The sequence below is a fragment of the Pseudomonas sp. JDS08PS003 genome, from assembly GCF_045013505.1.
Classification (GTDB): domain Bacteria; phylum Pseudomonadota; class Gammaproteobacteria; order Pseudomonadales; family Pseudomonadaceae; genus Aquipseudomonas; species Aquipseudomonas protegens_B.
The window spans coordinates 3,931,926-3,946,769 of record NZ_CP120724.1 but is presented as its reverse complement, the minus strand read 5'-3'; the positions used below and the strand labels follow the sequence as shown (position 1 = coordinate 3,946,769).

The 14,844-nt window shown below is 62.1% G+C and carries 9 protein-coding genes; 4 read left to right on the top strand and 5 right to left on the bottom strand.

Features of this window, described 5'->3' with window-relative positions; translation table 11 throughout:
• The first annotated feature begins 15 nt into the window (after nucleotides 1-15).
• Nucleotides 16-3,123, top strand: a complete 3,108-nt coding sequence (locus P7C00_RS17435) for an efflux RND transporter permease subunit (RefSeq protein WP_346634286.1) — start codon at nucleotides 16-18, stop codon at nucleotides 3,121-3,123.
• Nucleotides 3,120-4,613 carry an efflux transporter outer membrane subunit gene (locus P7C00_RS17430; protein ID WP_346634287.1) on the top strand — a complete coding sequence of 498 codons (1,494 nt, stop codon included), beginning with the start codon at nucleotides 3,120-3,122 and terminating at the stop codon, nucleotides 4,611-4,613. The genes P7C00_RS17435 and P7C00_RS17430 overlap by 4 nt, the downstream gene beginning before the upstream one ends.
• Nucleotides 4,614-4,702: 89 nt before the next feature.
• On the opposite strand, the gene P7C00_RS17425 is transcribed toward P7C00_RS17430, so the two are convergent.
• From P7C00_RS17425 to P7C00_RS17410, 4 genes are read right to left on the bottom strand one after another with little or no spacing between them, the layout of a single operon-like run.
• Complete coding sequence (locus P7C00_RS17425) at nucleotides 4,703-7,009, bottom strand: lipase family protein (RefSeq protein ID WP_404936951.1); 2,307 nt, start codon at nucleotides 7,007-7,009, stop codon at nucleotides 4,703-4,705.
• Entirely contained in the window at nucleotides 7,006-7,800 is a 795-nt protein-coding gene (locus P7C00_RS17420) for a hypothetical protein (RefSeq protein WP_404936950.1), read from the bottom strand. The genes P7C00_RS17425 and P7C00_RS17420 overlap by 4 nt, the downstream gene beginning before the upstream one ends.
• Nucleotides 7,797-8,645, bottom strand: coding sequence for a DUF4123 domain-containing protein (locus P7C00_RS17415; RefSeq protein ID WP_404936949.1), 849 nt, complete (start codon nucleotides 8,643-8,645; stop codon nucleotides 7,797-7,799). Before P7C00_RS17415 ends, P7C00_RS17420 begins: the two co-directional genes overlap by 4 nt.
• The gene (locus tag P7C00_RS17410) at nucleotides 8,642-10,717 is read right to left on the bottom strand and encodes a type VI secretion system tip protein VgrG (RefSeq protein WP_404936948.1); all 2,076 of its coding nucleotides are present in this window, start codon (nucleotides 10,715-10,717) and stop codon (nucleotides 8,642-8,644) included. Before P7C00_RS17410 ends, P7C00_RS17415 begins: the two co-directional genes overlap by 4 nt.
• Before the next feature lie 364 nt (nucleotides 10,718-11,081).
• Here P7C00_RS17410 and P7C00_RS17405 point away from each other — a divergent pair, with 364 nt between their 5' ends.
• The gene (locus P7C00_RS17405) at nucleotides 11,082-13,157 is read left to right on the top strand and encodes a putative bifunctional diguanylate cyclase/phosphodiesterase (protein ID WP_404936947.1); all 2,076 of its coding nucleotides are present in this window, start codon (nucleotides 11,082-11,084) and stop codon (nucleotides 13,155-13,157) included.
• 139 nt (nucleotides 13,158-13,296) lie between these two features.
• The gene (locus P7C00_RS17400; protein ID WP_346634293.1) at nucleotides 13,297-14,043 is read left to right on the top strand and encodes an SDR family oxidoreductase; all 747 of its coding nucleotides are present in this window, start codon (nucleotides 13,297-13,299) and stop codon (nucleotides 14,041-14,043) included.
• A 205-nt stretch (nucleotides 14,044-14,248) separates the two neighbouring features.
• Here the strand turns inward: P7C00_RS17400 and P7C00_RS17395 are convergent, their stop codons facing one another.
• Nucleotides 14,249-14,803, bottom strand: a complete 555-nt coding sequence (locus tag P7C00_RS17395; RefSeq protein ID WP_346634294.1) for a hypothetical protein — start codon at nucleotides 14,801-14,803, stop codon at nucleotides 14,249-14,251.
• Nucleotides 14,804-14,844: the final 41 nt, after the last annotated feature.

Sequence of the window (14,844 nt, the reverse complement as noted above, 5' to 3'; positions counted from 1 at the left end):
CTGGGGCGTTCAGCCATGAACCTGTCCGGACCGTTCATCAAGCGCCCGGTGGCGACCATGCTCCTGAGTCTGGCGATCATGTTGCTGGGCGGCGTGAGCTTCGGCCTGCTGCCGGTGGCGCCGCTGCCGCAGATGGACTTCCCGGTGATCGTGGTCCAGGCCAGCCTGCCCGGGGCCAGTCCCGAGGTCATGGCGTCCACCGTGGCCACGCCCCTGGAGCGCTCCTTCGGCGCCATCGCCGGGGTCAACACCATGAGCAGCCGTTCCAGCCAGGGTTCGACCCGGGTGATCCTGCAGTTCGACCTGGACCGCGACATCAACGGTGCCGCCAGGGAAGTGCAGGCGGCCATCAACGCTTCGCGCAACCTGTTGCCCAGCGGCATGCGCAGCATGCCCACCTACAAGAAGGTCAACCCGTCCCAGGCGCCGATCATGGTGCTGTCCCTGACCTCCGATGTGCTGGAGAAGGGCCAGCTCTACGACCTGGCCTCGACCATCCTGTCCCAGAGCCTGTCCCAGGTGCAGGGCGTGGGCGAGGTGCAGGTGGGCGGTAGCTCCTTGCCGGCGGTGCGCATCGAGTTGGAGCCGCAGTTGCTCAACCAGTACGGCGTGGCCCTGGACGATGTGCGCAACGCCATTGCCAACGCCAATCAGCGCCGGCCCAAGGGTTCGGTGGAAGATGACCAGCGGCTGTGGCAGATCCAGGCCAACGACCAGTTGGAAAAGGCCCGCGACTACGAGCCGCTGATCATCCATTACAACAATGGCGCGGCCCTGCGGCTCAAAGACGTGGCCAAGGTCACCGACGGCGTGGAAGACCGCTACAACAGCGGTTTCTTCAACGACGATGCGGCGGTGCTGCTGGTGATCAACCGCCAGGCCGGGGCCAACATCATCGAGACGGTGAACGAGATCAAGGCCCAGTTGCCGGCGTTGCAGGCGGTGCTGCCAGCCAGCGTCAAGCTCAACCTGGCCATGGATCGCTCGCCGGTGATCAAGGCCACCCTGCACGAGGCGGAGATGACCCTGTTGATCGCCGTGGCGCTGGTGATCCTGGTGGTGTTCCTGTTCCTCGGCAACTTCCGCGCTTCGGTGATCCCGACCCTGGCGGTGCCGGTGTCCCTGGTGGGCACTTTCGCCATCATGTACCTGTACGGTTTCTCCCTGAACAACCTGTCGCTGATGGCGCTGATCCTCGCCACCGGGCTGGTGGTGGACGATGCCATCGTGGTCCTGGAGAACATTTCCCGGCATATCGACGAAGGTATCGCGCCGATGAAAGCGGCGTACCTGGGGGCCAAGGAGGTGGGCTTCACCCTGCTGTCGATGAACGTGTCGCTGGTGGCGGTGTTTCTCTCGATCCTGTTCATGGGCGGGATCATCGAGAGCCTGTTTCGTGAGTTCTCCATCACCCTGGCGGCGGCCATCGTCGTCTCCCTGGTGGTGTCCCTGACCCTGACCCCGATGCTCTGCGCGCGCTGGCTCAAGCCCCACACCCCGGGTCAGGAAAACGCCCTGCAACGCTGGAGCCGGCGCAGCAACGAGTGGATGGTGGGCAAGTACGCCACCAGCCTGGACTGGGTGCTGCGGCACAGGCGCCTGACCCTGCTCAGCCTGTTGCTGACCATCGGCGTCAACGTGGCCCTGTACGTGGTGGTGCCCAAGACTTTCATGCCCCAGCAGGACACCGGCCAGTTGATCGGCTTTGTCCGTGGCGACGATGGCCTGTCCTTCAGCGTGATGCAGCCGAAGATGGAGGTCTTCCGTCGTGCGGTGCTCAAGGACTCGGCAGTGGAAAGCGTGGCCGGCTTCATCGGTGGCAGCAACGGCACCAACAACGCGTTCATGCTGGTGCGCCTCAAACCGATCAAGGAACGCAATATCTCGGCGCAGAAGGTCATCGAACGCCTGCGCAAGGAAATGCCCAAGGTGGCCGGCGCCCAGTTGATGCTGATGGCCGACCAGGACCTGCAGTTCGGCGGCGGCCGCGAGCAGACCACCTCGCAGTATTCCTACATTCTGCAAAGCGGCGACCTGGGCGAGCTGCGCCAGTGGTACCCGAAAGTGGTCACTGCGCTGCGGGCCCTGCCGGAGCTCACGGCCATCGATGCCCGGGAAGGCCACGGTGCCCAGCAAGTGACCCTGATGGTGGACCGCGACCAGGCCAAGCGCCTGGGGGTGGACATGGACATGGTTACCGCCGTGCTCAACAACGCCTACAGCCAGCGGCAGATCTCCACCATCTACGACAGCCTCAACCAGTATCAGGTGGTGATGGAGGTCAACCCGAAATATGCCCAGGACCCGATTACCCTGAATCAGGTGCAGGTGATCACCGCCGATGGGGCGCGGATTCCGCTGTCGGCCATCGCTCACTATGAAAACAGCCTGGAAGACGACCGGGTCAGCCACGAAGGGCAGTTCGCTTCGGAAAGCATTTCCTTCGACATGGCCGAAGGCGTGACGGTGGAGCAGGGCACCGCCGCCATCGAACGGGCGATCGCCAAGCTGGGCATGCCCGAGGACGTGATCGTCAAGATGGCCGGCACCGCCGATGCCTTCGCCGCCACCCAGAAGAGCCAGCCGTTCATGATCCTCGGCGCGCTGCTGGCGGTGTATCTGGTGCTTGGGGTGCTCTATGAAAGCTACATCCACCCGCTGACCATCCTCTCCACCTTGCCTTCGGCCGGGGTCGGCGCCTTGCTTTCGATCTACGTGCTGGGCGGCGAGTTCAGCCTGATCTCGTTGCTGGGGCTGTTCCTGCTGATCGGGGTGGTGAAGAAGAACGCGATCCTGATGATCGACCTGGCGCTGCAACTGGAGCGCCACCACGGGATGGACCCGCTGCAATCGATCCGCAGTGCCTGCCTGCAGCGCCTGCGGCCAATCCTGATGACCACCCTGGCGGCGATTCTCGGTGCCTTGCCCCTGTTGCTGGGCAACGCCGAAGGCTCGGAAATGCGCCAGCCCCTGGGCCTGACCATCATTGGCGGCCTGGTCTTCAGTCAGATCCTGACCCTTTACACCACCCCGGTGGTCTACCTCTATCTCGATCGCCTGCGCCACAAGTTCAACCACTGGCGTGGGGTCCGTACCGATGCTGCTCTGGAAACGCCGCTATGACCGACCATTCGTCCCGTCCTGTTTCTCCGCTGTCCGCCCAGCGCCTGGCCATGGCCCGGGGGTCGCGGGCCTTGAGCCTGGGCCTGTGCGTGCTGCTGCTCAGCGCCTGCGCCATCGGTCCCGACTACCAACGGCCCCAGGTGGCCGAACCGGTGCAATACAAGGAGGCCCAGGGCTGGCGTCAGGCCAACCCCAGCGATGCCCTGGCCCGTGGCGCCTGGTGGGAGCTGTACGGTGACACGCAGCTCAACGGCTTGATCGAGAAGCTCAACAGCTCCAACCAGAGCGTCGCCCAGTCGGAAGCGCAATACCGTCAGGCCCAGGCCCTGGTCCGCAGTTCCCGTGGGGCGTTCTTTCCCAGTGTCGACCTGAGCGCCGGCAAGACCCGGGCCAGCCAGGGTACTGGCAGCAGCAGTTCGGCCCTCAGCAGCTCCAGCAGCGGTATTCGCGACACCTACAACACCCAGTTGGGGGTGAGTTGGGAGGCGGACGTCTGGGGCAAGCTGCGCCGCGGCCTGGAAGCCAACGAAGCCAGCGCCGAGGCGAGCTTTGCCGATCTGGCGGCCATGCGCCTGAGCCAGCAGTCGGAGCTGGTGCAGAACTACCTGCAGCTGCGAGTGATCGATCAGCAGAAGCGCTTGCTGGAAGCCACGGTGGCGGCCTACCAGCGGTCCCTGACCATGACCCAGAATCAGTATCAGGCCGGGGTGTCCGGCAAGGATGCAGTCGCCCAGGCCCAGACCCAGCTGAAAAGCACCCAGGCCGACCTGATCGACCTGATCTGGCAGCGGGCGCAGTTCGAGAACGCCATCGCGGTGCTGATCGGTGTGCCGCCGGCCGAGTTCAACCTGGCAGAAAACACCCGTATTCCCGGCTTGCCCCAGGTACCCCTGGCGGTGCCCTCGCAACTGCTGGAGCGGCGTCCGGACATTGCCTCGGCTGAGCGTTCGGTGATCGCCGCCAACGCCAATATCGGTGTAGCCAAGGCCGCCTACTACCCCGACTTGACCCTGAGCCTGGCCGGTGGCTACAGCAGCAGTACCTACGCCGACTGGATCAGCCTGCCGAACCGGTTCTGGTCGGTGGGGCCCAAGCTCGCCATGACCCTGTTCGACGGTGGCCAGCGCTCGGCGGAAGTGGATCGCACTGAAGCGGCCTACGACCAGACCGTGGCCAAGTACCGACAGACCGTTCTCGACGGTTTCCGCGAGGTGGAGAACTACATGGTCCAGCTCAAGGTCCTGGAAGACGAGGCCGAGGTGCGTCAGCAGGCCCTGGATTCGGCACGGGAGGCCCTGCGCCTGACCGAGAACCAGTACAAGGCCGGATTGATCGCCTACCTGGACGTGGTCACCAGCCAGACCACCGCCTTGAGCAACGAGCGCAGCGTCCTCAGTCTGCTGCAGAGCCGGTTGATTGCCAGTGTGCAATTGATCGCCGCCATGGGCGGTGGCTGGGATGGTCAGTTGCAGGCCGACGAGCGGAAATAGGCCCGGGGGAAGCTAGCGAACCCGGTTTCCTGCCACCCTTGCAAGGCAAGGCCCTGCGACGAGCGCTGCCTTGCCTGCTGCAACGGGCTTCAAATGAGTGAGTCGATATCCAGATGGTAGGGCGCTCCCGCTACATGGCCGCCCAGCAACTCGGCTATCGCTTGTTCAGAGTCGTCGACTGGCGGCGCCATCATCGCCAATTGCTCCTGCACGGTGTTTTCCGGGTGATCCAGCCAACGCGGCAGGCCTTCGGCCAGCAATTGCGTTTGACCGGCGAAAGCACCGTACACATCGCTTTCGTCGATCCTGGTAACGCTCAATTCACGCAGACGTTGACGAGTCATGTCCAACGCATTGATTTCATTGCGCAGCCTGTCGACAGCGAGCACGCTCTGTTGAGAGCGCAGGTAGGCATCGGGCCGCCCCCACAGGCTGCGGTCCAGATCACGCAATTGCTGGGTGATACTGCCCAATGCCCCATCGATCCGACTGAACTCCCGCTCGGTCACCAAGGGGCGTTTGAACGCCTGTGACTCCTGCCAACGGCGCAGGGTGGCCCAGCAGTGAGGGATATAGCTGACGACCATCTTGTGATCGGCGTTATCCAGCAGTTGCCGCAGGAGCGAGCCACGCACCGGCAGGCCGTCGACTTCTTGCAAGACCCTGGCACAGCCCTGATCGAGAATGGTGCTACAACCCGGCGCCCAGAGAATCGCTGACTTGCGCCCTGCGCCAAAATCCACCGGCAGGAAGTGGCGCAACGTGCCGTGGTGGGCGTAGGGCTCGCCGGTAAAATTGATCAACCCGGTAATGAACAACGCCAAGCCCACCGGAGCATTGAACACCGTCACCGCCCCACGCGCCGCCAGCACCTTGGGCTTGGAAGTGCTCATCCAGGTGGCGGGGACACTCGGTACCGGATCGTTATGATTGACAAAGCGGTGGTGCACCAGGGCTTCGGCACCGCTGACAAAACGGGTATCGCCGACCCTTGGGCTGCCATAGGTGTAGAGCAGAATATTCGCTTCGTAGCGCTTACTCCGCCGCAGCATCTCGGAGAGTATCAGCGCCACGGCCCCGCCCAGGCTGTGCCCGGTGATCACGAGCTTTTGCCCGTTGTAGAACTTGTCCAGATAGCGGGCAACAAACCCGTAGGCCACTTTGGCCGCGCCATAAAAACCGTTATGCACCTTGCCTTCGCCCTCCTCGAAGGGCACTTGCTCGGCGTCCATATCACGCAACGCATCGGCCTTTTCCGCAGTGCCGCGCACGGCAATCAGAATCAGATCTTCGTGATGGGTGATATAGGCCTGGGTGTCCGTGCCGTCCTTATCCTGGCCGTCATCAAAGAAATGAATGTTGGCCGGGTTTTCCTGGGCTTCCCCCAGGCTCGGGTGATTGACCTCGGGGTACAACTGCGGGTCGAACGGGACAATTTCCAGGCGCCTGGAGTAAGGCACCTCTTCATACAGCGGGTAATAGGCTTTGCCGCCGGCCTGGTCGGCATCGACCTGCCACAACTCGGCAAAGGTCGGCAGCACGGCGCCAAACCAGTTACCGCTGCTGGGTTGCCCCGGAAAACTCACTCGCGGGCTATCCACCGGTTGAAAGCGCGGCTCTTGACCAAACCCGCTGTAACTCAAGGTCGCCAGCAGCGCCAGTTGGTAGAGGTTGAGCGCGCAAAACTGCGCGCCGGTCGACAGCATCGGCCGCAAGGCCCGCAGCGGTCGGACCTCCAGCACATGGTGGCGGTTGGGCAGCAAGGCAATGCCCTGGACCTTGGGCGACGGCGGGGCAAACCCCAGGTCAGCCATTGCACTGTCGGTCGACCTGTCGCCCTGCGCTGCCCCGCCATCGAGGAAACCCGTGGCCTGGGGCGGCTGTCGAAACAGCGAGTACACATGCCGATTGGGGGGAAAGTATCGCTCGACCATGGACGGCAAGTGGGCGTCATGCTCCACCAGCTCACGCACTTCGACCTGATAAAAACTGCCAGCCTCGGCTTGCGCCGGGTTGCTGCGAGTACGAGCCCCATCCTTGTTGAAAAACCGGGTGCTCTCGGCACGGACTTGTAGCTCGGTGATGGGGAGTGGGTAGTGCTTTCTCTCTTTCAAACGTACATATGTCTTGTCTTGCCCTTCGTAGGGCCGACTCAGTTTGAGCAGCACAGGTCCACAGTAGTGGTCCTCTACGCGACCCACGCCGTTGGCATCCAATCTGCCGGTATAGGTGACGTCTTCGTAATCAGTCGCTTCATAGGCCAGCCCCGCATAAGGCTTACCGTCACCGAACTCATCCACCAACTGAAAACTGGTCGCCTGGCCGCGCAATGGGCAGGTGTACATACGCCCCTCCATGGAGGGACCATCACCGGGCGGTAAAGACTTGAAGCTCATGGGCTCACTTCCTTGTTTTCACTACAGCCAGGGTAAATGCTGCAAATACGGCCATCGGGCATTCTGAAGGTGCTGAAATCGGTGTAGTTGCCGAAGCAAAAAGCATCTTGATCTTCAAAGTTATCGCCCATGCAACGCTTCCAACCACCCGGCACCTTGACCCACGTGTCTCCCATATAGGGTTCTTCCTCATCCGCCAACTTGATTTTCAAACGCACGGTTTTACCCGGCAGTTGGTCCAGGGTGTAAGCCGCAAAGGGTTGCCCTCGGGTCACCTTGCCCTGGGCATCGGTGCTTTTGCAGGTGAGGATTTTCGTGATGTAGCGCTTAGGGCCAATCGTCCGAAACAACCACTGACACTGACCCAGAATTTCACTTTCACCGGCAGCGTTGAAGGTGCCTCTATCAGCACTGCTCAAGTACTCACGCACCAGAATTTTTCCAAAGTCGCGGGTAAAATCCCACCGATCCTTGCCATAAGTTCCATTGATATAGAACTCAACGTACTGCAATACCAATGGGCAGCCGCTCACGGTTCTGCGCAGCACTATTTCGGAGTCGCGGGTATAGCTTTCCTGCCATTTTCTATTGATGCCGATTCGGGTGTTTTTACCACCGGGCACGCTGCATGTTTCGCCCGGAGCCGGAACGTAAGCAGCTGTGGCTTCGTAAGTGAAGTCCATGGGCAACTCGGCGCTCAAGGTAAAGCTGTCTGACTGGCCCGTGGCGGAACAGCCCATTGCCGAACCCAGGCAGCCAGTGAGGAACAAGCGTTGAACAAGCGTTTTCATACCGGCTCCTCACCCTGCCAATACAGGGCTTCCTGATAGAGGCGCGCAAAGTGTTGCGCCGGGGTTTCGTTGGGCTTGGGTTGCCAGGATGCAGGCGGGGCGTAACCCGGCGCTCGCAGGCTTTGGGTCAGCAGGAAATAGATCGCGTCGGGCTCCTGCCACTCCCACGTTCGGGCCAGATCGAGCTGGGTTCGTAGCCAGACATCGATGTTCTGCTGCTCGGCAAGCCCCGCCAGTGGCTCCGTGTGTTGGCGCATGAGATAACGACGGATATTGTCAAACTGCACAGCGGCGTAGGTGGCTTGTGGAGTGGGTATGTTCAGCCACGCTGGCTCAGCTGGCAGCGGATGAGTCCCGGGAGCGGGGTTATCGGTGACCTTCCATTGCTCGGTTTGCCAGTAGCACACACTGGCCATGGGCCCCAGGTAGCCGGAATAGTCTTCGGGCTGTAGAACAGCCAGGGCACGTGCCAGCACACGATTGTCGTGAAAACGGTACAGGGCTTGATTTGGGGGCTCGCCCGTTACCAATCGGTCTCGCCAATGTTGAGTCAGGGTATCCAGGTCGCTGTCCGAACCGCTGGCCAGCCAGCCCCAATCAGGTTCAAGCACCTTGATCAGGGCAAGCACCACCGGATGGTTCACCTGATCGATCTGAAATAGGTAAGGCCCGGCGCTTGCCAATGAGTGCGCCGGAGTTCCCAGATAAACCTCACGAAAGCGTTCGTTGCCCAGTTCCGCCACCAGAGCATCGCGTTCTTGCCGGTTACCATCGGAGTCCAGCAGCAGATAGATGCACCGCCCCATTCGGGATTGTTCATACCGCCATTGTTCGGGCGTATTCATGCAAGCTCTCCTGTATCGCACAGTCCCCGGCGACAGGCTTCGCACAATGGGCAGAGATCCAGGGACTGTTGCTTGCTCGCGTGCATGATGGAAAGTGGGTTGTCGATGATTGCCTGTGGCGTATCCGTCAAGGCCTCCAGGGCTTGCAGCGCTGCGACACCCGCCAACGGTGCACCACCAACGACAATCGGAACGCTGCTGAAGATCCCGCCCGAGCTGAGCACAATATGTTGCCCGCCCGCCTGAAGGGTCAGGCTCATGCCGGCATCGATCACCACGTTGGCGGCGTTGACCCGGGCCTGGGCGCCTGCCTGGATTACCCAGGTACCCGCCGCGGTGGTGCTGGCGCTGCCGCTGATGGAAAGCAACTCGTCACCGACAATCACGGTGTTGCGCAGGCCTTGGGTGGTGTGGGTTTCATCGCCCTGGATCAGGCTTGAGCTGTTGCCGTCGACCTGCGCGGAACGGTCGTTGCCGATCAGGCTGTGGCTATCCTGGGTGATTTGCTCTCGGCGCGAGTGGCCAATGCGGGTGTCGCTGTCGTTGAGGATCAGTTGTTCGAGATCCCGTTGCGCCCGCAGGAAGATCTTCTCCTGCCCGGCCCGGTCCTCGATCATCAGTTCGTTGTAGCCGCCACTGTTGGGGGTGCTGTGGCTACGCAGCACGGTCCGGCTTTTGTTCGCCGGCAAGGGATAGGGCACCGGAGTCGCCTTGTTGACCACACAACCGGTGATCAAGGGCTGGTCGGGGTCGCCTTCAAGGTAGGTCACCACCACCTCCATGCCGATCCGGGGAATGGTCACTGCACCAAAGCTCTCCCCAGCCCAACTGGATGAAACCCGCAACCAGCAACTGCTTTTGTCGCTATTGAGTTCTGCTCGGTCCCAGGGCAGCTCGACGCGGACCCTGCCATGGGCATCACAGAAAATCTCATGGTCCACAGGCCCGGTGACCCGTGCGGTCTGGCTCACCAGCAACGGTCTGCGCTTGGGCAGTGGTGGGCGCACAGGTACATCCCAGGGAATTGCCTTGAACTGGTTGCGGTAACCCTGAGTAAAACCTCCGTCAGCCGCAGAGTCGTGAGTGATGGCTTCTTCGAGGGCCTGAGGCTGCTTGCCGGTGTGATGAACGCTGAGCAGCAGCCACAAATCGTTGCAGGCGCGGCGCGGATGCTCGCTCAAGGTAAAGAAATGACCAGTGCGCAAGGTCGGCTGGTCACTCTCGCCTTCGGCCAATTGGTAGTCGGCGCGATGACTTTCCAGGGCGCGCTGAGTGAGATGCTTGCCACGTGCCTCGGCCGGCATCGACGCCGGATAGCGATAGTCCTCGAGCAGCGGGCCCTGTTGACTGGCGTGCCTGCTTTCCAGCAAACGGCTTGGCCGCTCAAGGTCATAGTCACGGCGCGTGACCACACGGGTGCGGGTGCTGAAGCGCTGGGAAAAACGCCTGATGACTGGGTGATCGGCGACGGTGCCGCTGCCGGGTTGAAAGGGCGTGACGCCGAGCTTGGGGAACCAGGTTTGATCCTCGCTGAACACCAGCAGGTGATCATCGATCGAGTGCTGGTGGTGCCAGGTGATTCCTTCCTCGGCGCACAGGCGCTGGATGAACTCAAAATCGCTTTCAGCGTATTGGGTGCAGTATTCGCGCTGTGGGGCATTGCCGATATGAAAGGTAAACACATCCGGCAAAATGCCATGCTCCTGGAGCACTTGAGCCACGATCTGCGGCACCGTCAGGTGCTGGAAAATCCGCTGGTTGTGACTGAACTGCAGGTAATGCAGCGCTGGCACCAGGGTCAGGTGGTAATGAGTCAGGCGCGTGCCGGACTCACCCACCTTCACCTCCTCGATGCGGCCATGCAGGCCCTCGCCGTTGAGGCTCAAGCGCAGAAAGGCGGGCTGGCAGAGCAGGCTTTGCAGATCGAAATCGGGTTTTTCGCTGACCAGTTCAACGTGGATCGCATACAAGGCGCTGATGGCTTCGAGGCCATCAAAGGCCAGCACTTGGAAATCGTGGCGGACGGAGGGAATAAAAAGCTCGAACTGTGCAGAGTCGGCCGGCGCGAACATGAGCTTGTCCTTAAGCTGGAAGGGGCAAAAAAACGCTTGGGAGAACGCTACCCGCAGATGCTAGAGAGAGGGGAGGCCGCTGAATATGGGATGATTCTTGAGGTCCAGGCGAAAGTGCTCTGGTTCCTGTAGTAAAAAGCGAAGCTGGAGCTAGGCCTGATCCAGACTCTGACCGGAGGTACTGCTCAAAGCACGCAAAGCCTTTGCCCACAAGGCCTGTAGGGGTATCAAGGGCCTGTGCCAGACGTTCTGTCTGGCTACTGGCTTTTTGCTCACTTTGTAGATGCGTTCTTCTACGCAATCAGTACAATCTGCGCTTTTGCCCGCCGAGCAAACTGTCGGCACAACGGCCCAGAGATGCCCCATGCTCATCGGTAGTTATTCCCCCGCACTGGTCGTGATTTCCATTTTTGTGGCGATCCTCGCCTCTTATACCGCTCTCGATCTCACGGGGCGTATTGCCACCACTACAGGCCGTGCGGCCCATCTGTGGATGTGTGGCGGAGCGCTGGCCATGGGCGTTGGCGTGTGGTCGATGCACTTTATCGGCATGCTTGCGTTCGAGCTGCCCATCGACCTGGGCTACGACACCGTGCTGACCGCCTTGTCGTTGCTGATTTCGATCCTGTCCTGCGGTTTTGCCCTGTGGCTGGTGAGTCAGCCGCGCCTGCCGCTGGGGCAGTTGCTGTTCGGCGCCTTGATCATGGGCGCGGGCATCAGCGGCATGCATTACACCGGTATGGCGGCCTTGCGCATGCAGCCGGGCATCGACTACGACCCGAGCCTGTTCGGTGCCTCGCTGCTGATCGCCTTTGGTGCTTCGCTGGCGGCGCTGTGGATTGCCTTTCGTCTGCGCCAGAACACGCCCCATGTTCGGCTTGCGCGTACCGGCGCGGCGATTGTGATGGGGGTTGCCATCGTCGGCATGCACTACACCGGCATGGCCGCGGCGCGGTTTGCCGATGGCAGTTTCTGTGGGGCGGTGGGCAACGGCCTGAGCGGCAAGGGCCTGGACAATCTGGTGCTGATCACCACCCTGGCGGTGCTGATCATCGCCTTGCTGACCTCGGTGCTGGACGCGCGTCTGGAAGCCCGCACCGCGGTGCTGGCGCAGTCCTTGACCGAGGCCAACAAGGAGCTGACCCAGTTGGCCCTGCACGACACCCTGACCGGTTTGCCCAACCGTATCCTGCTGGCGGACCGCATCGATCAGGCCATGCACCGGGTCACCGCCCATGGTGGCTGCTTTGCGCTGATGTTCATCGATCTGGACGGCTTCAAGCCGGTCAATGACGCCTTCGGCCACCACATGGGTGACCAGTTGCTGCGCGAAGTGGCCCAGCGCCTGCGCGAGGACCTGCGCAGCGAAGACACCCTGGCGCGGATCGGTGGCGACGAGTTCGTGCTGTTGGTGCAGCTCGACGAGCCGGAAGATGCCTTGCGCCTGGCGGCGCGCCAGGTGGGCCTGGTGTCCCGTTCGTTCCGCGTGGCCGACCACGACTTGCAGATTTCCGCCAGCATCGGCATTGCGGTGTACCCCGGCAATGGTCTGACCGCCCAGGAACTGTTGATGAACGCCGACGCGGCCATGTATCACGCCAAGGCCACCGGCAAGAACGGCTACAGTTTTTTCGACGCTTCGATGAACACCAATGCCCGGCGTCAACTGCAGTTGCTTCAGGACCTGCGCAATGCCCTGGAGCATCATCAGTTCCGCCTGTATTACCAGCCCAAGTTCGATGCCAGCAATGGTCGTCCGGTGGGGGCCGAGGCCTTGTTGCGCTGGGAGCACCCGCAGCACGGCATGCTGCTGCCGGACAAGTTCATCGAGCTGGCGGAGAAGAGCGGGCTGATCATCGCCATCGGCGACTGGGTGCTGCAGGAAGCCTGCCGGCAGATGCGCGAGTGGTATGTCCTGGGCTATACCCACTGGCGGATCGCGGTGAACCTCTCGGCCCTGCAGTTCTGTCATGTGGGCCTGGTCAAGAGCGTGCAGGGTGCCCTGCAGCGCTATCAATTGCCGGCCAATAACCTGACCCTGGAAATTACCGAGACAACGGCGATGAACGACGCCGATGTCAGCATGATCGTCCTGCAGCAGTTGGCGGACATGGGCGTGGACCTGTCCATCGACGACTTCGGTACCGGCTATTCGAGCCTGATGTACCTCAAGCGTCTGCCGGCCAACGAATTGAAGATCGACCGTGGTTTTGTCCGCGACCTGGAGCATGACAGCGACGACGCGGCCATCGTCTCGGCGATTGTCGCCCTGGGCCAGGCCCTGGGCCTGCGTATTGTCGCCGAGGGCGTGGAGACCGGGGTGCAGCAGACCTTCCTCACCCAGCTGGGCTGCGACTCGTTGCAAGGCTATTACCTGGGCCACCCGCTGCCACCCGAAGGCTTCATGCAGGGCATTCAGCTGGCTGAACACAAGTCCTGACTACGGCCCTGAGCGCGTACCTGGGCTGCAGTTGCTGCGACCTTTGGATAGGGGCTGATTGATGTCACTGCGGTTTTCATCGCTGCCGGTGCAGTGTTTAATGACGGGCGTTGAAACGATCAGTCAGGGAGTCGGCAGCATGGACAAAGTCATCGTCATCACCGGTGGCGGGCGGGGAATCGGCGCAGCCACGGCGTTGTTGGCTGCTCAGCAGGGTTTCAAGGTTTGCATCAACTATCAGGCCGACGAACAGTCGGCCCTGCAGGTACTGGAACAGATCCGCGCCCTGGGCGCCCAGGCCATTGCGGTGCGGGCCGATGTCAGCATCGAAGACGAGGTCATTGGCCTGTTTCACCGGGTCGACAACGAACTGGGCCGGGTCACCGCCCTGGTCAACAATGCCGGCACCGTGGGGCACAAGTCCCGTCTCGACGAAATGTCCGAATTTCGTATCCAGAAGATCATGAAGACCAATGTCATGGGGCCGATCCTCTGCGCCAAGCACGCGGTGCTGCGCATGTCGCCGCGCCATGGCGGGCAGGGCGGCAGCATCGTCAACGTGTCGTCGGTGGCGGCGCGCCTGGGTTCTCCCGGCGAGTATGTCGACTACGCCGCGTCCAAGGGCGCGCTGGACACCTTTACCATTGGCCTGTCCAAGGAAGTGGCGGGCGAGGGCATCCGCGTCAATGCGGTGCGCCCGGGCTACATCTACACCGATTTTCACGCCCTGAGCGGCGATGCCGACCGGGTCAGCAAACTGGAAACTGCCATTCCCATGGGCCGTGGCGGCCGCCCGGACGAAGTGGCCGAAGCGATTGTCTGGCTGCTGTCGGACAAAGCCTCCTATGCCACCGGCACCTTCCTCGACCTGGGCGGCGGCCGCTGAGCCCCTCCGATTGACCGCAGGAGCCGGCTTGCCGGCGAAGCGGCCCTTGAGTCTTGCGCCGCGCTTGCGGACGCCTTCGCTGGCAAGCCAGCTCCTACGGTTTCCCTCCGAGCTTCTGGCCTAACCCGCAGGAGCCGGCTTGCCGGCGAAGCGGCCCTTGAGTCTTGCGCCGCGCTTGCGGATGCCTTCGCTGGCAGGCCAGCTCCTACATTCCCTGGCGTCGGCCGGGGCCGATCAGCAAGGCCAGCAACAGCCCCAGCACGCTGATGCCAAAGCTCATCGCCAATGGCATTACGTAACCCAGAGTTTCCTCCGGGCGGGTGCAGCTGTAGCCAAATCCATAGCCTTGTTCATCCGCCCAGACGCCCGGTGTGGCGCTCACGTCCACTGGCGCTGAAGGCTCGGGTTGCTCATTGGAGAACCCCAGGTTCGAATGGCTCGCGCTGCGCATCGCCAGCTGTTCGATGGCCTGCAACTGGGCGTCGTTACAGCGGTTCTGCGCCCAGCTGCCGACCACCACCAGGGCAGACAGCAGAAGCAGCAGCGGCACCGGGTAATAACGCCGGGTCCGCAGCAGGGGCGCTACCAGCAGCCCGGCCAGGAAGCCGGCCAGCAGCAGATTGGCCCAGTACCACCCTCCGCCTTCCCAGCTTGGCGGCATCAGGTGCACCAGCAGCGGGGGCAGCACAACGCGAGCGAACAGCAGGCACAGGGTGGCCGCGAGCAGGGTGATCAGCAGGGTCTTGATCCAGGACTTCATGGGCAATGCATAACCTGTGTGGAGGGGAGGTAGACGGGGCG

Bases quoted from the DNA above. Each gene is read 5' to 3' on its own strand.
- P7C00_RS17435 (WP_346634286.1), top strand. From the start codon at position 16: ATGAACCTGTCCGGACCGTTCATCAAGCGCCCGGTGGCGACCATGCTC.
- P7C00_RS17430 (WP_346634287.1), top strand. From the start codon at position 3,120: ATGACCGACCATTCGTCCCGTCCTGTTTCTCCGCTGTCCGCCCAGCGC.
- P7C00_RS17425 (WP_404936951.1), bottom strand. From the start codon at position 7,009: ATGAGCTTCAAGTCTTTACCGCCCGGTGATGGTCCCTCCATGGAGGGG.
- P7C00_RS17420 (WP_404936950.1), bottom strand. From the start codon at position 7,800: ATGAAAACGCTTGTTCAACGCTTGTTCCTCACTGGCTGCCTGGGTTCG.
- P7C00_RS17415 (WP_404936949.1), bottom strand. From the start codon at position 8,645: ATGAATACGCCCGAACAATGGCGGTATGAACAATCCCGAATGGGGCGG.
- P7C00_RS17410 (WP_404936948.1), bottom strand. From the start codon at position 10,717: ATGTTCGCGCCGGCCGACTCTGCACAGTTCGAGCTTTTTATTCCCTCC.
- P7C00_RS17405 (WP_404936947.1), top strand. From the start codon at position 11,082: ATGCTCATCGGTAGTTATTCCCCCGCACTGGTCGTGATTTCCATTTTT.
- P7C00_RS17400 (WP_346634293.1), top strand. From the start codon at position 13,297: ATGGACAAAGTCATCGTCATCACCGGTGGCGGGCGGGGAATCGGCGCA.
- P7C00_RS17395 (WP_346634294.1), bottom strand. From the start codon at position 14,803: ATGAAGTCCTGGATCAAGACCCTGCTGATCACCCTGCTCGCGGCCACC.